The organism is Nakamurella sp. A5-74 (assembly GCF_040438885.1).
In the GTDB taxonomy this organism is placed as follows: Bacteria; Actinomycetota; Actinomycetes; order Mycobacteriales; family Nakamurellaceae; genus Nakamurella.
Genome location: NZ_CP159218.1, coordinates 4,550,115 through 4,568,151 on the forward strand (window position 1 = coordinate 4,550,115; position 18,037 = coordinate 4,568,151).

Consider the following 18,037-nt stretch of genomic DNA (forward strand, 5'->3'; position numbering starts at 1 on the left):
GCCGTGGACCGGGGCGGCCGCCAGTCCTCAGCAACTGTCTTCGACATCACGTAGAACATCACCTTCTACAACCTGTAGAACTGGAGGGACAACACGGCCGGACCGGCAGCGAGGGGTCAACGATGGACGTTCTCGACATCGCACGGTGGCAGTTCGGGATCACCACCGTCTACCACTTCCTGATGGTGCCGCTGACGATCGGCCTGGGCCTGCTGGTCGCTGTCATGCACACCCTCTGGGTCCGCACGGGGCGAGCCGAATGGCTGCGGATGACCCGCTTCTGGGGCCGCATCTACCTGATCAACTTCGTCCTGGGAGTGGCCACCGGCCTCGTCCAGGAGTTCCAGTTCGGACTCGCCTGGAGCGCGTACTCACGGTTCGTCGGAGACGTGTTCGGATCAGTGCTCGCGCTGGAGGCACTGCTGGCCTTCTTCCTGGAGTCGACCTTCCTCGGACTCTGGATCTTCGGCTGGGGCCGGATCCCCAAGAAGCTGCACCTGGCCGCACTGTGGGCCGCCGTCGTCGGCTCGATCGTCAGCGCGTACTTCATCATCGCCGCCAATTCCTGGATGCAGCACCCGGTCGGCGTCGTGCTGGACACCAGCAGCGGCGAGCCCCGCGCCCGCCAGGTGGACTTCCTGGCGGTGCTCACCAACAACACCGCAGTCGCCGCCTTCAGCCACGCGATCGTCGCATCGTTGCTGGTGGCGGGCTCGCTGCTGGTCGGCGTCGGCCTGTGGCACCTGCGCCGCCGGGCTCGGGCCGGCCGTCCGGTCGAGGAGGTCGACCACCAGGTGTGGCGGCGCTCCGTCCGGCTGGGCGGATGGGTCTGCGTGGCTGCGTTCGCGCTGACGGCGGTGACCGGCGACTGGCAGGGCAAGCTGATGTACCACCAGCAGCCGCTCAAGATGAGCTCGGCCGAGGCGCTGTGCACCACCGAGGCGCCGGCATCCTTCTCGCTGTTCGCCTTCGGCAAGCTGGGCAGCAACGAATGCGACGACGTGCACTCCTTCACCATCCCGTACGTGCTGTCGTTCCTGGCCCACGGCGATTTCTCCACCGCCGTCCCCGGCGTCAACGAGCTGCAGCAGCAGTACGCGCGGACCTACGGGGCCACCTACCCGGACGATGAGTCCTTCGGCGACCGGGCGGGGAAGCCGATCGACTACGCACCGGTACTGGCGGTCACCTACTGGGGATTCCGGCTGATGATCGGCATGGGCCTGATCGCCGCCCTGATGGCCGCGTATGCGCTGTGGTCGACCCGCCGTGGACGGGTGCCGATCTCGCGGATCGGGGTGTACGGCTCGCTGTTCGCCGTCGCCACCCCGTTCATCGGCAACGCCGCCGGCTGGATCTTCACCGAGATGGGCCGCCAACCCTTCGTCGTCCATCCGAACCCCGACGTGCCGGCGGCCGACCAGGTGTACTTCTTCACCGCCCAGGCCGTGTCGCCCGGGATCACCGCGGGGGAGGTGTGGACCTCGCTGATCTCTCTCGCGGTGGTCTACGGGCTGCTCGCGGTCATCGAGTTCGGGCTGATCCTGCGATTCGCGCGGCGCGGGATCACCGACGGCGACACCACCCCCAGCCCCGGGATCGGCGGCGGCAGCTCACGTCCGGACGACACCGACCAGGCGAACGACACCGGCACCGGCACCGATACCCCGCGGGACAACGACGCCGACGCGTCGGACGACGTCCTGCAGTTCGCCTACTGATTCAGGAGATCACCATGGAACTGACGACCCTGTGGTTCGTCGCCGTCGCCGTGCTGTGGACGGGGTTCCTGCTGCTGGAGGGGTTCGACTTCGGGGTGGCGATCCTGCTCCCCGTGCTCGGCCGTACCCGCGCGGACCGGCACCTGATGTTGCGCACCATCGGCCCGGTGTGGGACGGCAACGAGGTCTGGTTGGTGACGGCCGTCGGCGCCGTCTTCGCGGCGTTCCCCGGCTGGTATGCCACCTGGCTGCCGTCGATGTATCTGCCGTTCGTCATCGTCCTGCTGGGGTTGATCGTCCGCGCCGTCGCCTTCGAGTGGCGGCACTCCAGCCACGACCCCCGCTGGGACGACGCCTGGACCCGCGTCATCACCACGGGCTCGCTGGTCGCCGCCGCCGGCATCGGGGCGGCCCTGGGCGCGACCACCCTCGGCCTGCCCGTCGGGGCGAACGGGGTGCGGGTCGGCGGGGCGTTCTCCGGCTGGTCGTGGCCGGCGCTGCTGGGAGCAATCGCCGTGACGGCCTATTCCGCAGTGCACGGCGCGATCTTCCTGGCACTCAAGACCGACGGTGAGTTGCGGCTGCGGGCGCGGACGTTCGCCCGCCGCTGGGTGCTGGTGGCGTCGGTCCCGCTGCTGGCCTGGGCCGGGTTCGTCCAGCTGCGCTCGGGCACGATGCTGACCGGGATCATCGCTCTGGTTGCCGCGGCTTCGGTGGTGGTGGCCTGGACCCGACTGCGGTCCGGTCGGGAGGGGCAGGCGTTCGCTGCCTGGGCGACGGTCCTGATCGCCTGTGCCGCAACGATCTTCGCGGCCGCGTTCCCCGTCCTGCTGCCCTCGACCATTGATCCGGCCTTCGACGTGCTGGTCGGTGACGCGGCGGTCAGCCACTACACGCTCACGGTGATGACCTGGGTCGCCGGATTCGGATTGCCCGTGGTGATCGGTTACCAGGCGTGGACCTACTGGGTGTTCCGCCGACGCTTGGTCGCCGAGCCGGTGCACGCTGCGGAGCCGGCCGCGGCATGAGCGACGGCACGGCCCGGGGTCCGCTCGCCCCGCTCGACGGGGTCCCCGGGGTCCGAGCGATGCTGGTCCGCGGGGCCGTCGTCGCGCTCGTCCAGACGATCGGGGTCGTCGCGCTCGCAGCCGGTCTCGCGTCCGCGATCGCCCGGATCGTGCACGGCTCGTCGCCGCTGACACCACTGCTGTTGGCCGCCGCCGGCGCCCTGCTGCGGGCAGCGGCCGGCACGCTCGGCGAGATCGTCGCCGCCCGCGATGCCCGCCGCGCGGAGGACGCGCTCCGCCGCCACCTGCTGCAGCACTTCGCCGGATCCCCGGCGGCGGTGACCGCGGCCGGTGGCTCCGGACCGGCGGCAGTGCTGGTCACCACCCGGCTGTACGAGCTGGGCCCGGCGCTGGCCGGCTACCTGCCGGCCTTGGCCCAGACTCTCGTCGTACCCCCGGTCTTGCTGCTCGTGCTGGCCAGCGCCGATCTGCTGTCCGCGGCGCTCGTCGCCGTGACCCTGCCCATGGTGCCGCTGTTCATGGTGCTGGTCGGGAAGTTCACCGCCGACCGGACCGCGGCTGCGGCCCGCACGCTGGACCGGATCGCCGGGTACGTCGCCGAACTGGTGCGCGGGCTCCCGGTGCTGACCGGGCTGGGGCGGGCGGCCGATCAGGCCGCGGCGCTGGGCACGTTGGGTGAGCGGTACCGGCGGACGACGATGGCGACGCTCCGGCTGGCGTTCCTGTCGGCCCTGGTGCTCGAACTGATCGCCACGTTGTCGGTGGCGCTGGTCGCGGTCACGGTCGGGCTCCGGCTGCTGGAAGGACACCTCACGCTGGCGGTCGGGTTGACCGTGCTGCTGCTGGCTCCCGAGGCCTTCGCACCACTGCGGGCTCTCGGGGCGGCCTTCCATGCAAGCGCCGACGCCGGCCAGGCCGCTGCCGATGCCCGCGCAGTGCTGGCTGTCCCGATCACGCCGACGCTCGGGGGGACACCCCCCGAGTTCCCCCCGAGAAGGACAATTGCGACCGGACACCCTCGGGGCCACGACCCGTTGAGCGCGGAGGGTGGAGCTGCTGGGTCCTTGAAGCTGCTCACCGTCTCGGAGCTCGCGGTGTCCTACCCCGGCCGGCGTAGGGCAGCACTGCCCAGCACCTCCTTCCAGGTCCGACCCGGCGAGGTGGTCGCCCTGACCGGGCCGTCCGGCTGCGGGAAGTCCACCGTGCTGAGCGCCCTGGCCGGCGTGCTCCCTGCCGACGCGGTCGTCGATGGCACGGTCTCCGGGATACCCGCCCTGGTGGCCGCGGCACCGCAGCACCCGCGCACCACCGGGGACACCGTCACCCGGGAGTTGCTCCGCCACTCGGCTCCTTCGACTGAAATACCTCGTGCTGCAGGCACTTCTATCCGCAGCGCGGTCGCAACGTCGCTCGTCCGGGTGGGGGCGGCCCACCTGGCCGATCGCCGCTGCAGCTCCCTGTCGCCGGGTGAGCTGCAGCGGGTCGCGGTGGCCCGAGCACTGCTCCGGGTGGAGCTGGGTGCCACCCTCGTGCTGCTCGACGAACCCACCGCACACCTGGACGCCGCGTCGGCCGACCGGCTGGTCCGGGTGGTGGACCGGATGCGGGCACACGCCGCCGTCGTACTCGTCACCCACGATCCGGGTCTGCTGCGGTTGGCCGATCGGGTGATCGACGTACCCGGTGCGCTGCCAGGACCCGGCGCCGACGCAGCAGTTGCTTCGAACGGTGACGGAACCCGCTCCGACCGCGCAGGATCCGTAGGCCGATCGACCCCGACCGCTGCGTCAGCCGACGATTCCGAGGATGCACGCGCAGTCGACACCCCGCCCAGGGTCCGGGTGGTGCGCACGGAAGGCCTGGGACTGCCGCGTCGCGCACTGGTACTCGCCGTGACCGCGGGCACCCTGACCAGCCTGGCCGGGGTGGCACTCACTGCGTTGTCGGGCTGGTTGGTGGTGCGCGCCGCCGAACTGCCACCCGTCCTGACCCTGCTCTTGGCCATCGTCGGGGTGCGCGCCTGCGGGTTGGGTCGGGCCGTCCTGCGCTGGTGGGAACGACTGGCGGTGCACGAGGCGGCCCTGACGCTGGCCGAACGCACCCGGGTCCGGGTGTGGTCCGCCCTGGCCGAACAGGGGATCGCCGCCGAACGGACGCCGGGGCGAGCCCTGGGCCGGATCGTCGGCGACGTCGGCCTGCTGCAGGACCTGTCGGTACGGGTGCTGACACCACCGCTGGTGGCGGCCGCGACGGTCGGAATCAGTACCGGCGCCCTGGCGCTGCTGGCCCCGCCGGTGGCCGGAGCGGTCCTGGCGATGGTGCTGTGCGGCATCGGAGCGATCGCCCTGCTGTACCGCCGGGTCGACGCGGGCGCCGAACGCGCAGCAGCCACCCAGCGGGTGCGCACCCTCCGAGAGTGCGCCGCGGTGCTGGACGGCGCCGGCGATCTGCGCGTGCACGGGGTCGCGAGCGCCGCCTTCGATGAGCTGCGCACACTCGTCGACGAGCAGGGTGCTGCCCGGCGCATCGGGGTACGGGCGGGCGCGCTCAGCTCCGGGGTGATCTCCCTGGTCACCGGGCTGGCTGCGGTGGTGGCCGCAACGCTGGCCTGGTCGGGAGGACTGACCGGCCCGGTGGTCGCCGTCCTGACGCTCACCCCGCTGGCGCTGCTCGAGCCGCTCACCGGGCTGGCTGGTGCCCTGCACCGCCGGGGCTCCTGGCGCGACGTCCGGTCCCGGATCGACGCGGTGCTCACCGCACCGGTGGCAGCCGAGCCGGCGCATCCCGTTCCGGCTCCGGAGCCGGTGACCGCGCTGACGGCGCACGAGCTGTCGGCGGGTTGGCCGATGGGACCCGACGTGCTGCGCCGCGTCGATCTCGACGCCTCCGTGGATGGCTGGCTGCTGGTCAGGGGTCCGTCGGGGAGCGGTAAGTCGACGCTGTTGGCCGTGCTGCTGGCCTCGCTGCGGCCGAGCGCGGGTGACTACCGACTGTGCGGGGCGCGCGGCCCGGTGTCCGCCGACCGGATCCGGGGTGACGACGTGCGCGCGGCGATGGCCTGGCTACCCCAGGAGTCGCATGTCTTCGCCTCCTCGCTGCGGTCCAATCTGGCCGTTGCCCGGCCCCGGGGCGAGGTCTGCGATGCGGACATCACCGCGGCCATGGCCGCCGCCGGACTGGGGCGGTTCCTGGCCGACCTGCCGGCCGGACTCGACACCCCGGTGGGCTCCGGCGGGTCGTCCCTCTCGGGTGGCGAGCGTCGCCGCGTGGCTGCCGCCAGGGCTTTGCTGGCGGACCGGGACGTCGTCCTGCTGGACGAGCCGACGGCTCACCTGGACGCACCGACCGCCCGGGCCCTGGTGCGTGATCTGCGGACAGCGCTGGCCGGCCGGGTCGTGGTCTGCGTGACGCACGACGACGAACTCGCGGCTCCCGGAGACACCACACTGCACCTGCAGCAGGTGGCGCTCACGGTGTGATCTGTCGTTGTGTCCGAACAGTTTTCAGGGTGTACTGCGCCGGCGGCCTGAGCCTGGTCGAGGGACAACTCCCCGGGGCCGGCTCAGCTCGGTGCGATCGGATCCCCAGAACGTCGACACTCGGCAGTGATGCCAGAGCGCCGGGGTGGGGCAGTCCCGATCAGGTGACCCGGTACGCCCGCAGGAACGTCTCGAGACCCGTGAGCACGGACGAACGCACCACCGAATCGGCCACTGGCTGGGTGCCCAGTGCGGTCAGGTCGGGAAGATCCACGTGGATGAGCGCGCAGAACTGCTTGGCGGCCAGTACGGGGTCTGAGACCTTGAGCAGACCGGCGTTGCCCAACATGGCCAGCCGCCCCGCCAGTGCCTGGATGATGGGTTCGTAGCCTGCTGCCCTGACTGTTCTGAAGACGCTCGGGTCACGGCCCACCTCGGCATTGACCAGGCGATTGAGAGCGCTCGCGCATTCACTGCGCTGGCAGCCCGAGAGTTCGAGGGCCAGCTTCTCCAGGCCGGAACGCCAGGTGGCCGGCCGCATGTCGAGCGCATGCACCGCCGTCAACGAGTCGGCGTTGAGCGTCCGGGCCGAGTCGGCGACGGATTCCCTGAACAGCTGTTCCTTACTTCCGAAGTGGCTGTAGATCGTCGGCTTGGACACCCCCGCCGCGGCAGCGATCGCGTCGATGCTGGAGCGCTCGTACCCGAACTCGCCGAACACCGGAGCCGCCGCGGCGAGAATGCTGCGGCGCTTGTCGATGCTCACCCGGCGCGCGCTCACTGTGACCATGGTTGAATCATACGGGACTTGATCAAACTACACCGTACAGTTAAGTTCACTCTCATGAGAGTCAACGAACAGGATCTGCGTCGAGCCGACAGCCTGGATCGGAGCACCAAGGTGCTCATCTCAGTGCTGGGGGCGGCTGCATTCGTCGCCGTGCTCGACGGAACTGCAGTCACCGCTTCCCTCGAGGTGCTCCGCGAATCCTTCGCCACGGACATCGCCACCATCGTGTGGGTCACCTCCGGGTATCTGGTGGCCGCGGGCGCCGCACTGCCTCTCGTGGGTTGGGCGAGTGATCGATACGGTGGCCGGACCGTGTTCCTCGTCGGTCTCGGGATGTTCGTCGCAGGATCACTGCTCACCGGTGCGGCCTGGGATGTCGCCAGCCTGGTCGCCTTCCGGGTGATCCAGGGATTCGGCGGCGGCTTGCTGGAGCCGGCCGCGCTTGCTGTGGCCGCTGCCCTGGCACCGCGGAGCCAGGTGGGTCGGGTGATGGGTCGGTTCTCCCTGATCATCAACATCGCCCCGGTGGTGGGTCCGTTGCTGGGAACCCTGTTGGCGGACAACGGGTTGTGGCGCCTGACTTTCTTGATCAATCTCCCGCTGGGTGTTCTCATCCTGTTGGCCGCACTCCGATGGGTGCCGGCGCCCGCCCGCGCCGTGGCGGAGGGTCCTCCGTCCGCGCCGGACATCCGCGGGATGGTGTTGCTGTCCAGCGGGTTCGTCGCTGTGCTGTGGGTCGTCAACCGATCGGCGGACGGATCCGCAGCTGCTCAGGTCATCGTCGGTGCCTTCGGTGCGATGGTGCTCGTCGGGTACGTGGTCCACGCCTTGACGACCACCCGGTCTCCGGTGCTCGATCTACGACTGTTGAGCACGCCGTCCTTCGCGGCTGCGCTGGTCGGGATGGCCGGCGTCGGCTTCCTCATGTACTCGCAGCTGACGATCTACCCCCTGCTCGCCGAGAGTCGTTTCCAGCTCACCGGACTCGGTCGCGGGTTGCTCACGGCAGCGCTCGGGCTCGGTCTCATCGTCTCGATGTCGAACGCCGGGAGCTGGAGCGACCGGATCGGGCCCCGGCGCATCGTGACCGTCGGCGGGTTGATCACGACGGTCGGCTTCGGAGTACTTGCGATCACCGCCCACTTGCTCCCGCTGTGGGCGTCGATGACCGTCACCCTCGTGGTCGGGCTCGGATTCGGCAGCGTCGCTTCACCCATGTTCGCCAGCGTCTACCGCATTCTTCCGCAGGCCAGGATCGCCCAAGGAACAACGGCCCTGTTCATCGTCGTGCAATTGTTCGCGTCGGCGGGCGTCACGGTGATGGGTCTGCTCATCGGTCCGGACGGAGCGCCGCCGTTCGCGACGGTCTTCGCCATCCTGGCGGCCACCGCACTCGCCATCGCCGTGAACGCCCTGCGCCTACCGGGTCGTCCCTCCACCGAGTGAGCCTCGTTGCCGGCCGGGAGGGTCGGCGACAACGGCACCCCTCGGACGGACTCTCCGCCGCCCCGGTAGAGCCCGGCCAGACGGCGGAACTGGGCGGGGTCGGAGAGCACGTCGGTGTTGTCGACGACCTGGTCGATCGAGCCGATGCGGGGCCATTCCTGCAGCGTCGGGTCGGTGACGGACCCGTGCAGCGCTTCGGCCACGGTGTCGGCCATGGCCAGCAGCCACCGCCAGAGTTGGTCGGGGTACCAGGCGAGTTGCTCCGTACTGCTGTCAGCGGCAGGACGTCGACCCAGGATCGAGGCGCGACACGGTCATGGCCGAATCGCACGGGGATGCTGCGGAACGTCTCGGGGAGGGGGAGCACGACGTCGAGCTCATCAGTGAAGATCTGCAGTCGCGGGCCCCAGCCGTGGTCGGTCGAGCGTGAAGTGTCGTACCCCAACACGTCGGATCCCCATCCCAGCAGCGCCGCGCAGTGGACGACACCCGTCAGCTGCGGCGCGACCACCTCTGCGTAGAACGCTGCCGACAGTTCGATTGCCGGCACGAAGGTCGCCACGACCGCGAGCCTGGTCACCCGTCAGCCGTCAGCCGTCAGCCGTGTTGTACCTCGACCGGGTCGACTCCATCGGCGTGCTGGGGGCGGGCGAACCGCGGCAGCAGGAACGTCAGCGCGAAGGCCACGGCGATCAGGCCGGCAGCTGCCCACATCGTCGTCTGGGCCGCGTGTCCGAACGCGCCGACCCGACCGGCGGCGTCAGCCCCGTCCAGCGCGGAGAAGAAGACCGTCCCCAGGACCGCGACACCGATCGCACCGCCGACCTGTTGGACGGCGGTGAGCGTCCCGGAGGCCGAGCCGCTCTCGTCGTCGTCGACACCGGCCAGCACGATGTCGAAGAACGGGGCCATGGTCATTCCCATCCCGATGCCGACGGCGAACAACGCCGGCGCCAACGACCAGATCCCGATGCCGTCGCCGGCCCAGCCGATGGTTGCGACGAAACCGAGAATGCCGGCGGCGATGATCGCGGAGCCGATGAGCATCAGGCGCCGACCCAGACGGGAGTTCAATGCCTGGGCGATGCCGAAACCGGCCATCATCCCGAGGGCTTGCGGGAGAGCCGTCAGACCCGCCTTCAGTGGGGAGAACCCGAGTCCCAGCTGCACGAAGAGGGTTAGCACCAGCGACGTCCCCATCAGGGTGCTGAAGAAGGCGAGGCCGGTGGCCAGCCCACCGGTGAAGGCGCGCTTGGCGAACAGACTGGGCACCACCAGGGTCGAGCGACCGGTCCGGTCCCGCCGACGCTCGACGAGGCCGAACGACACCAGTGCGACGACAGCGGCGCCCAGCATCAGGAAACACCACGCCGGCCAGCCGTGTTCGCGGCCCTGTACCAACGGGTAGACCAACAGGAACATCCCGCCGGCAGCCAGCAGCAGACCGGGCACGTCGAGCCGTAGGTCGCGGCGCGGCCGGTTGGCCGGCAGGAAACGCAGAGCGCCGACCAGCGCGAGCAGACCGATCGGGATGTTGATGGCGAAGATGGACCGCCAACCCAGCCCGAGCAGATCCGCGCTCACCAGCCAGCCGGCCAGGATCGGTCCTCCCACGGCGGACAAGCCCATGATCGGGCCGAACAGACCGAAGGCCGCTGCCACCTCACGCGGCGGGAAGACCTCCTTGATCACGCCGAGACCCTGGGGCAGCAGCATCGCGCCGAGCAGGCCCTGGACCACCCGGAACGCGATCAGCATGCCGGGCGAGGTGGCGGTCGCGCAGAGTCCGGAGGCCAGGGTGAACCCCGCCATGCCGATGAGGAACATCCGCTTGCGGCCGAACATGTCGCCCAGCCGGCCACCGATCAGCAGACCGGCCGCCATCGCCAGTGTGTAAGCAGCGGACAACCACTGGATGGAGCTCTCACTGCCGCCGATGTCGGTGATGATCGTCGGCCCGGCGATGGAGGTGACGAGCGCGTCGAGCAGGTCCATCACCTCGGCCGCGAGGACGACGCAGAGCGCGGCCCATCGCCAGCGGTAGGCGGAGTCGGCGACGGCCGGAATGCCGGGATCGTCGTTGGTGGTGGTCGAGCTCATGGCGGTCCTCCCGATTGCGAACACTGTTCGATCGACGAACAATGTTCTACGCGCGAACGCCGTTCGTTGTCAAGAACACTGTTCGTGACTGGCTAGGATCGATCCCATGAGCCCAGGAAGAACCCCGCGACGAGGCTGGGACGTGGCCCCGGGCGAATCCGGGTTCCCCTTTCCGCCGTGGCACAGTCCGACCCCCGTCGCCCGTCCGCGGGCCTCGCTGAGTCGCGAGCGGATCGTCGCGGTGGCACTGGCGATCGTCGACGCGGAGAGCACGGAGGCGGTGACGATGCGCAGGATCGCCACCGATCTCGACACCGGCGCGGCCAGCCTGTACGCCTACGTCTCCGGCAAGGACGAGGTGCTCTCCCTGGCGCACGATGCCGTCCTGGCGAACCTCCGGCTCCCTCCCGGTCCGGACGACGACTGGCGGCAGCTGGTCCGGGACTGGGCGCGCGCCACCCAGCAGCTGTACTCGGCCCACCAGGATCTGGCCCGGCTCAGTTTCGCGACGATCCCCACCAGTACTGCAGGGATGGACATCGCGGAGCGCCTGTTCGCGGCGATGGTGCGCGGTGGTGTGCCCAGCGCCCTGGCGGCCCAGTTACTGGATCGATTGGCCCTCTACATCGGCGCCGACGTCTTCGAGGGCTGGCTCTACGGACAACGTTTCCGGGCGACCGATCCTGCAGACACCCGCACCACCGAGCAACGGGCGCAGGAGTTCTTCGTATCGCTGGGCGCCTACTTCAAGCAGATGCCGGCGGATCGGTACCCGACGGTCTCTGCGCACGTCGACGACCTGATGGCGGGCGACGGCCAGGAGCGCTTCGAGTTCGGGATCGAGCTGATGATCGCCGGGGTGGACAAGCTCGCCGAGCGGATGGGCGAACCGCCACCCGAGGGGTGATCCGGTTGCGTCGCAACACTTCTCGGTGAAGCAGACCGATGACCGTCACCACGCCCTGAACACCAGGCCCCGCAAGGCCCTTGGATGGAAGACCCCAGCAGAGGCGTTCAACGAGCATCTGTTGTCACTTCAACAAGCCGGTGTTGCATCGACTGGTTGAACCCGTTCAGTTCACATCTGTGCGGTACGGCGAGCGACTCGCAGAGATCGGCGCGGTCGTCTCGGCAGGCGATCCCGTTGCGGTGACCAAGTTGATGTTGATCTTCGTCACCGCCGGCCGCCGCAACCGTCACCGCAGACCGTTCCCTCACCGGTCGTCGCCCCAGGTGCGCGGTTTTCTGGTCGGGTGTTCTGCAAGCCGTTTCAGGTTGAGCAGTTGCCGGCGCGCCATGATGAGGTCGCCGACGGATAGAAGTGGGGCCAGCCAACGGTCGCACGTGACAACGACTTTGAGTAGCAGACGGGTCGCCTCGCCGGATGGTGCGAGCACGTAGGACATCGTGGCGCCCCCGATCTGGCCGGTCAGCTGTGTCGTGGGATCAACGGTCAGGATACGCCCGGAGGGGCGACCGCAGGCGATGGTGAAGCATTGGCCGGGGGCGGGGTCGGCCAGATCGCGTAGTTCCTGCGGTGATCGGCGTCCGAGGTTGTCGATCAGATCGTAGGAATACGGGGCGAGCCTGATCTGACTGACCCACGGCCAGATGTCGTCAGGTGTGGCATGGACGGTGACGCCGCGCCAGGCCTGCAGAACGGGGGCCGAGACGACGTCGTCGCACGGATAGTGGCGGATGACCTCATCGTTGGTCACGCCCCACCGATCACCAATCACATGCTCTCCTCGTGTCGTTACTGTCCGGGGCGGATGCCGTCCGTGGTCAGGCCATGGAGTTCCGACAGACACTCGGCCGAGCGCTCAGGGGGCACGCAGACCATGCCCTGGCTGAACCCGGCTGAGCCGATCCCGAACGCCGCGTTGAAACGGTCGAGGTTGACCACTGTCAGCAGCCCGGCGATCTCGACCAGCTGCTGGTTGGAGAAGTGCTGCCGGGCGGTGGCGAAGACCAGGTCGCTGATCTGCACCGGGGTGCGCATGAAACCGACAGTGAAGTCGAGCGCGGCCTTCTCCTGGGCGGTAAACAGTTTGCTCGTGCTGTAGTGGGTTATGGCCAGCAGTTCCTCGTCGCTGAACCCGGAGTTGCGGCAGATCTGCGAGCCGAGATCGGTGCAGTACTCACAGCCGATCATCGCTGCGCCCTTGAGCTCGACCAGGTGCTGCAGGCGTTGCGGGACCGAGCTGCCCTTGCGCATTGGGCCGTTGAACTTGCCCATCGCCATCATCATCTTCGGGGAGTGAGCCCAGATCGTCATCGGCTCGAGTCCGGTGCCGGTCTGCGGTGCGCGGCCGGTGAGCTTTTCCATCATCTTCGGCCCGAACCGGTACGCCAGCTTCGTCATCAGGCTGGCCTGGCCTGCGGGGACTCCTTCGATTCGTGCCATCTGCTCTGCTCCTTGTCACATACGGTGGTTGTGTCGGGTCTACTGGACATGACCCCCGACAAGACCAAGATGTGACAGATGCGTTCGTTCGAACTTGCCCAGGGCTTCGATGGGCAGCGCTCCCGACTCACCGGCGTCGCCTTCCGGATGCTCGGCTCGCTCAGCGAGGCCGAGGACGCCGTTCAGGAGACCTGGCTTCGGCTGCAGCGCGCCGACGCCGAGTCGGTCGAGAACCTTGACGGCTGGCTGACGACCGTGATTTCCCGGATCTGCCTGAACATGCTCCGGGGTCGACGTCGCCACGACCCGCTGGATCCGGCGGGCGAGCCAATCGTGTCACTGGACACCACCGGCGACCCAGAACATCAGGCGTTGCTGGCCGACGCGGTCGGCGTTGCCCTCCAGGTTGTCTTGGCGACATTGTCCCCGGCCCAACGCTTGGCCTTTGTGCTCCATGACATGTTCTCGGTGCCGTTCGAGGTGATCGCGCCGCTGGTGGAACGCTCACCGCAGGCGACCCGGCAGCTGGCCAGCCGCGCCCGGCGCCAGGTGCACGACGCCGCACCACTGGCAGACCCGGACCCGGCGATCCAGCGGGCCGCGGTGCAGGCATACTTCGCCGCCGCCCGGCAGGGGGACATCGCCGCACTGGTCGCGGTGCTCGACCCGAGCGTCATACTGCGCGCCCACGGCCGGGATGGCGTGACCGAGCTGCGCGGCGCCGACCGCGTCGCCCGGGGCGCGGTCGCGGCACGCGCTTGGGCGTCGACGGTCCGTCCAGCCCTGATCAACGGCGCGGCCGGCGTGGTCGCGTTCGACGGGGACATCCCGTTCGCGGTCCTGGCGTTCACCGTTACCGACGGCAGGATCGTCAACGTCGACGTCTTCAACGACCGCGACCGCGTTCAGCGGCTGATCCGAACATGAAGGCGAGCCGCTCCTGATCCCTCAACCCGGCAACGGATGAGACCCGGTGGTCGCGGTCACCCCGCGTGAAGCCGGACGACCGCGGTTGCAGCCAAGAGGACGTCTTGCTCGACACCGACCGGCATTCCGGACAGGTTCACCGTCCAGCCACCGGCCGGCAGCGGCGTCAGGTCCCGCCGACCGAACAGCGCGGCACCCCAACCGGCGGCCACCCGGACCTTGCGGCCCCAAGTGGGCACCATCATCAGGTGGTAGCAGCGGTGCAACAACCAGGCGATGATGCCGCGCATCGGGATGCCGTAGATCCGGGCGACCCCTCGGTGCAGTCCGAGGCTGGCCACCGAACCGGCGTCCGGATGCCGGTAGTCGCCTGTCGACCGATTGCGGATGATGGCAAGAATGTTGCGCGCCAACCGTTTTGCCTGCCGCACCGCGTGTTGCGCGGTCGGCCCGCAGAGCGGCATGGTGGCCCCGTTGTCCCGCACCTTGGCCGCGGCAGCGAGATCCGGTACCGCGGCACCATCACCAGCCGACCAGATCCCCGGCGCACCCTGCACCTGCAGCAACGGGTTGCACTGCAGCCGACCCCTGGCATCGACCGGCACCCCGAGGGTGGCCAGCAGCGGGTTGGCCCGCACGCCCGCGGTCCAGACCACCGTGTCGGCGGCGAACTGCTTCCCATCGGACAGCGTCACCATCCCGTCCTCGAGCGAGGTCACCTGGGTGGTCAGCCGCACGGTGATGCCGGACTTGGTCAGCCGGCGCCGGGTGTATTCGCCGAGCCTCGGCGGCAGCTCGGGCATGATTTCCTCGCCGGCCTCGATCAGTTCCCAGCGCATGTCCCGCGGCTTCAGGTTGGGGTAGCGCTTGATTGCCGCCGTGGCCAGGTTCTGCAATTCGGCCACCGCCTCCACCCCGGAGTAGCCGCCGCCGATCACCACGAAGGAGAGGGCTCGCCGGAAGGTCGGCAGATTGTCGGTGTCGGCAGCCAGCGCGATCCGGGTCAGCACCCGATCCCGCAGATAGCTGGCATCGGCGAGAGTACCGAAGCCAACGGCGCTCTCAGCCAACCCGGGGATCGGCCGGGTCCGCGGCACCGCACCAGGCGCCATCACCAGCTGGTCGTACTCCTCCGAGTAGCCGGTGCCATCCGGCAGCGTCACCAGCACCGTCTTGGCCTGCCGATCGACGGTGGTCACCCGACCGGTCACCACCCTGGCGTGCGGCAGCACCTGCCGCAGCGGGATCGCCAGGTGCCGGGGCTCGACGAGACCGCCGGCCACTTCGGCCAGAAACGGTTGGTAGGTCATCACTCCGGTGGCATCGATCAGCACCACGTCCGCCTCGTCCGGCCGCAGCTTCCTGCCCAGGGTGCGGGCCACGGTGTAGCCGACGAATCCGCCGCCGACGATCACGATCCGCGGTCGGATGTGCACGGTGTGCTCATTCATTTCAGTCATCTCAGGTCTCCTGTCTCGGCGAGCTTCTCACCGCTTCCCCCCACGTTCGTCCGCCGCCGGGGGCGACGCATCGCCCGCCGGCATCGTCGGCACCGTCCCTATGGATGACGTTTTCGTCACTCCACCGCGGCGCGCCGACACCTCCGGATCGGCCCACCGATACCTGCGGATGACGGCGCACCGGCTCCGCCGCCCCTAGGGTCGAGACGTGAGTGCAGCGGCGGACGACGTGCAGCGGGTCTACCGCTGGGCCCGCGATCGCCCGTACGCGACGGACGTGGCGCTGGCGATCGCGCTGGCCGCCACCGCCGGCACCGTCTCGGTCCTCACCGTGACGGCCGACCCGCCGCCCACCGGCTACCTGCTGCTCACCCTGTCTGCCTTCGCCGTCCTGCACCTCGCGGTCTCCGGTCGACGCCGCAGGCCGGTCCCGGCGTTCGTCCTGGCCGTCGCCGGCGAGGCGGCGCTGTCCATCGTCCCGCTGCAGTCCGGCGGCGAGGGCACCGCCTACCCGGTGACGCTGCTGCCGGCCGGTCTGGCCTACCTACTCTGTGCCTACTCGGTGAGCGCCAGAGCGCCATCGCCTTGGCCGCGGATGTCGTTGCTGGTCGGGATGATCGGAACCGCTGCGGTGACGGTGCGGTTCGTCACCGCGCCGACCTTCGCAGACACCGCGCCGGGCGGCCAATGGGGCGGCACCCTGTTCGTGGTCGCTGCCCTGCTGGCGACGGTGCTGTCGATGTGGGCGCTGGGAGCATTCCGCAGGTGGCGGCTGGCGCAGATCGAGGGATTGGCAGAACGGGCCAGACGGGCGGAGCAGGACCGGGCCGACCAGGTGCGACAGGCGGCGGTGGACGAACGGGCCAGAATTGCCCGGGAGATACACGATGTGGTCGCACACTCGCTGTCGGTGATGGTCCGGCAGGCGGAGGGCGGCCGGTTTGTCGCAGCCACCGATACTGCCAAGGCCGCCGAGGTGATGCGCACCATCGCCGACATCGGCAGAGAAGCGTTGCAGGACATGCGGTCGCTGATCGGAGTCCTGCGCTCCGACAATCCCCAGGAGATGTCGCAGCCGCAACCGACCATCGACGACATCACCCAGATGGTCGACCGGGTGCGGGAGTCCGGCCTGCCGGTGTCGCTCGACGTCAGCGGCCGGTCGCGCAATCTGGACCGGGCCGCCCATCTGGCCGCCTATCGGTTGGTCCAGGAGTCGCTGACCAACGTGGTGAAACATGCCGGCGCCGGTGCCCGCGCCCAGGTCCGGATTGTTTGGGGCGAGCAGGATCTGACCCTGGAGGTCACCGACACCGGCCAGCCGCCGCCACCGACGGTCGGCTCGTCCATCCACGGTCGCGGCCATGTCGGAATGTCCGAACGGCTGACCCTGCTGGGCGGATCGCTGAGCGCTGGACCGGCCGCCGACGACGGCTACCGGGTGACCGGCCGGATTCCGTTGGTGCGCAGCAATTCGGTCGCTGTGTCCAGCACCCCTAAGACGCAGGAGTGACGAACGTGCCGAACCCCGCCGCCGTGCTCCGGGTGGTCCTGGTCGACGACCAGGAACTGGTCCGTACCGGGCTGGCGATGGTGGTGGACAGTCAGGCCGACATGCGAGTGGTCGGTCAGGCCGGAGATGGTGCGGCAGCGCTGGAATTGCTGGCCGCCACCGGCTGTGATGTGGTGTTGATGGACGTCCGGATGCCGCGGATGGACGGAGTGACGGCGACCCGGGAGTTGTTGGCCCGCAACCCGTCCGGTCCCCGGGTGGTGGTGCTGACCACCTTCGATCTGGACGAGCACGCCTTCGCAGCGCTGCAGGCCGGCGCCAGCGGCTTCCTGATCAAGGACGCGCCGGCCGAGGATGTGCTGGATGCGATCCGGGCCGTGCACTCCGGCGACGCGGTGATCGCACCGTCCACCACCCGCCGACTGCTCGAACACGTGGTGCCGACGCTCGACCTGGACATGGCCGACCCGACTGAACTGCCCGACATCGCTCAGCTCACCGACCGGGAGCGTGAGGTGATGCTGCTGATCGCTCGCGGTCTGAGCAACACCGAGATCGGCACCCAGTTGTTCCTGGCCGAGCCGACGATCAAGACGCACGTCGGACGGCTGTTGGCCAAACTCGGTCTGCGGGACCGAGTTCAGGTCGTCATCCGCGCCTACGAGACTGGCCTGGTACGGCGCGGCCGGGACTGACCGGTCCTGCGGCACCACCGCTTCCAGCATTGTGCGTCGAAAACGCGATTCTTGCCAGCGCGCTGTCGGCCCAGGTCGTCGAAGCGCAGGTCGTACGTCGCGGTCGGGAGCGTGAGCCCCTTGAGTGGCAGCCGACCCCTCCGGGGTGCCGTCGCATCGTGAGGAACCAGGACAACCATCTCGTCCCGCCCGATGCCGTGCGCGACCACGTGACGGGCAGCGCCAACTGTTCGGCGATCGAGACCACCGCTGCATCGAGGGTTCCTTCGGCAACGGACGGCGCCCCCCGCCGTGCACTGCTGGCCGGGCAGCTGATGGTTGTCGAGAGCACGACCGCTGTCGGCATGCTGATCGGCGGGGTCGTCATCGCCGGCCTCGGTGTCCAGCCGACGCTCGTGGCTGCCGGAGTCGTGCTGATGGTGGCCGCCGTCGTGGGTACGGGATCTCGCGCTCCCGACGCTGACTAGAGTG

General features: G+C 69.3%; 14 protein-coding genes. 9 read left to right on the plus strand and 5 right to left on the minus strand.

The features are described from left to right. Nucleotides 1–122: 122 nt before the first annotated feature. From ABLG96_RS20945 to cydC, 3 genes are read left to right on the plus strand one after another with little or no spacing between them, the layout of a single operon-like run. Nucleotides 123–1,721, plus strand: a complete 1,599-nt coding sequence (locus ABLG96_RS20945) for a cytochrome ubiquinol oxidase subunit I (RefSeq protein ID WP_353649235.1) — start codon at nt 123–125, stop codon at nt 1,719–1,721. A gap of 14 nt (nt 1,722–1,735) precedes the next feature. Further along, nucleotides 1,736–2,749 carry a cytochrome d ubiquinol oxidase subunit II gene (cydB, locus tag ABLG96_RS20950; protein ID WP_353649236.1) on the plus strand — a complete coding sequence of 338 codons (1,014 nt, stop codon included), beginning with the start codon at nt 1,736–1,738 and terminating at the stop codon, nt 2,747–2,749. Continuing rightward, complete coding sequence (cydC, locus tag ABLG96_RS20955; RefSeq protein WP_353649237.1) at nt 2,746–6,228, plus strand: thiol reductant ABC exporter subunit CydC; 3,483 nt, start codon at nt 2,746–2,748, stop codon at nt 6,226–6,228. Before cydB ends, cydC begins: the two co-directional genes overlap by 4 nt. A gap of 160 nt (nt 6,229–6,388) precedes the next feature. Here the strand turns inward: cydC and ABLG96_RS20960 are convergent, their stop codons facing one another. Further along, entirely contained in the window at nt 6,389–7,018 is a 630-nt protein-coding gene (locus tag ABLG96_RS20960) for a TetR/AcrR family transcriptional regulator (protein WP_353649238.1), read from the minus strand. A 54-nt stretch (nt 7,019–7,072) separates the two neighbouring features. Between ABLG96_RS20960 and ABLG96_RS20965 the strand changes: the two genes are divergently transcribed. After that, nucleotides 7,073–8,464: an MFS transporter gene (locus tag ABLG96_RS20965; protein WP_353649239.1), complete on the plus strand. Its 1,392-nt coding sequence runs from the start codon at nt 7,073–7,075 to the stop codon at nt 8,462–8,464. A gap of 597 nt (nt 8,465–9,061) precedes the next feature. On the opposite strand, the gene ABLG96_RS20970 is transcribed toward ABLG96_RS20965, so the two are convergent. Beyond that, nucleotides 9,062–10,564 (minus strand): MFS transporter, encoded by a 1,503-nt coding sequence (locus tag ABLG96_RS20970; protein WP_353649240.1) that lies wholly within the window; start codon nt 10,562–10,564, stop codon nt 9,062–9,064. 106 nt (nt 10,565–10,670) lie between these two features. On the opposite strand from ABLG96_RS20970, the gene ABLG96_RS20975 reads away from it, so the two are divergent. Further along, nucleotides 10,671–11,471 (plus strand): TetR/AcrR family transcriptional regulator C-terminal domain-containing protein, encoded by an 801-nt coding sequence (locus ABLG96_RS20975; protein ID WP_353649241.1) that lies wholly within the window; start codon nt 10,671–10,673, stop codon nt 11,469–11,471. 307 nt (nt 11,472–11,778) lie between these two features. Here ABLG96_RS20975 and ABLG96_RS20980 read toward each other — a convergent pair whose 3' ends face one another. Together ABLG96_RS20980 and ABLG96_RS20985 are read right to left on the minus strand one after the other, a co-directional pair. Further along, complete coding sequence (locus tag ABLG96_RS20980) at nt 11,779–12,303, minus strand: polyketide cyclase (protein ID WP_353649242.1); 525 nt, start codon at nt 12,301–12,303, stop codon at nt 11,779–11,781. Between the two features lie 17 nt (nt 12,304–12,320). Next, nucleotides 12,321–12,971, minus strand: a complete 651-nt coding sequence (locus ABLG96_RS20985) for a carboxymuconolactone decarboxylase family protein (RefSeq protein ID WP_353649243.1) — start codon at nt 12,969–12,971, stop codon at nt 12,321–12,323. 78 nt (nt 12,972–13,049) lie between these two features. On the opposite strand from ABLG96_RS20985, the gene ABLG96_RS20990 reads away from it, so the two are divergent. Next, nucleotides 13,050–13,898 carry a sigma-70 family RNA polymerase sigma factor gene (locus tag ABLG96_RS20990; RefSeq protein ID WP_353649244.1) on the plus strand — a complete coding sequence of 283 codons (849 nt, stop codon included), beginning with the start codon at nt 13,050–13,052 and terminating at the stop codon, nt 13,896–13,898. Nucleotides 13,899–13,954: 56 nt separating this feature from the next. Here ABLG96_RS20990 and ABLG96_RS20995 read toward each other — a convergent pair whose 3' ends face one another. Then, nucleotides 13,955–15,358 carry an NAD(P)/FAD-dependent oxidoreductase gene (locus tag ABLG96_RS20995; RefSeq protein WP_353649245.1) on the minus strand — a complete coding sequence of 468 codons (1,404 nt, stop codon included), beginning with the start codon at nt 15,356–15,358 and terminating at the stop codon, nt 13,955–13,957. Nucleotides 15,359–15,566: 208 nt separating this feature from the next. On the opposite strand from ABLG96_RS20995, the gene ABLG96_RS21000 reads away from it, so the two are divergent. The 3 genes from ABLG96_RS21000 (at nt 15,567) to ABLG96_RS21010 (ending at nt 18,033) form a co-directional block, all read left to right on the plus strand. Continuing rightward, nucleotides 15,567–16,871: a sensor histidine kinase gene (locus ABLG96_RS21000; RefSeq protein ID WP_353649246.1), complete on the plus strand. Its 1,305-nt coding sequence runs from the start codon at nt 15,567–15,569 to the stop codon at nt 16,869–16,871. Then, complete coding sequence (locus ABLG96_RS21005) at nt 16,868–17,566, plus strand: response regulator transcription factor (RefSeq protein WP_353649247.1); 699 nt, start codon at nt 16,868–16,870, stop codon at nt 17,564–17,566. The genes ABLG96_RS21000 and ABLG96_RS21005 overlap by 4 nt, the downstream gene beginning before the upstream one ends. Nucleotides 17,567–17,724: 158 nt before the next feature. Then, nucleotides 17,725–18,033 (plus strand): hypothetical protein, encoded by a 309-nt coding sequence (locus ABLG96_RS21010; RefSeq protein WP_353649248.1) that lies wholly within the window; start codon nt 17,725–17,727, stop codon nt 18,031–18,033. Nucleotides 18,034–18,037: the final 4 nt, after the last annotated feature.

Bases quoted from the DNA above. Each gene is read 5' to 3' on its own strand.
- ABLG96_RS20945 (WP_353649235.1), top strand. From the start codon at position 123: ATGGACGTTCTCGACATCGCACGGTGGCAGTTCGGGATCACCACCGTC.
- cydB (WP_353649236.1), top strand. From the start codon at position 1,736: ATGGAACTGACGACCCTGTGGTTCGTCGCCGTCGCCGTGCTGTGGACG.
- cydC (WP_353649237.1), top strand. From the start codon at position 2,746: ATGAGCGACGGCACGGCCCGGGGTCCGCTCGCCCCGCTCGACGGGGTC.
- ABLG96_RS20960 (WP_353649238.1), bottom strand. From the start codon at position 7,018: ATGGTCACAGTGAGCGCGCGCCGGGTGAGCATCGACAAGCGCCGCAGC.
- ABLG96_RS20965 (WP_353649239.1), top strand. From the start codon at position 7,073: ATGAGAGTCAACGAACAGGATCTGCGTCGAGCCGACAGCCTGGATCGG.
- ABLG96_RS20970 (WP_353649240.1), bottom strand. From the start codon at position 10,564: ATGAGCTCGACCACCACCAACGACGATCCCGGCATTCCGGCCGTCGCC.
- ABLG96_RS20975 (WP_353649241.1), top strand. From the start codon at position 10,671: ATGAGCCCAGGAAGAACCCCGCGACGAGGCTGGGACGTGGCCCCGGGC.
- ABLG96_RS20985 (WP_353649243.1), bottom strand. From the start codon at position 12,971: ATGGCACGAATCGAAGGAGTCCCCGCAGGCCAGGCCAGCCTGATGACG.
- ABLG96_RS20990 (WP_353649244.1), top strand. From the start codon at position 13,050: ATGCGTTCGTTCGAACTTGCCCAGGGCTTCGATGGGCAGCGCTCCCGA.
- ABLG96_RS20995 (WP_353649245.1), bottom strand. From the start codon at position 15,358: ATGACTGAAATGAATGAGCACACCGTGCACATCCGACCGCGGATCGTG.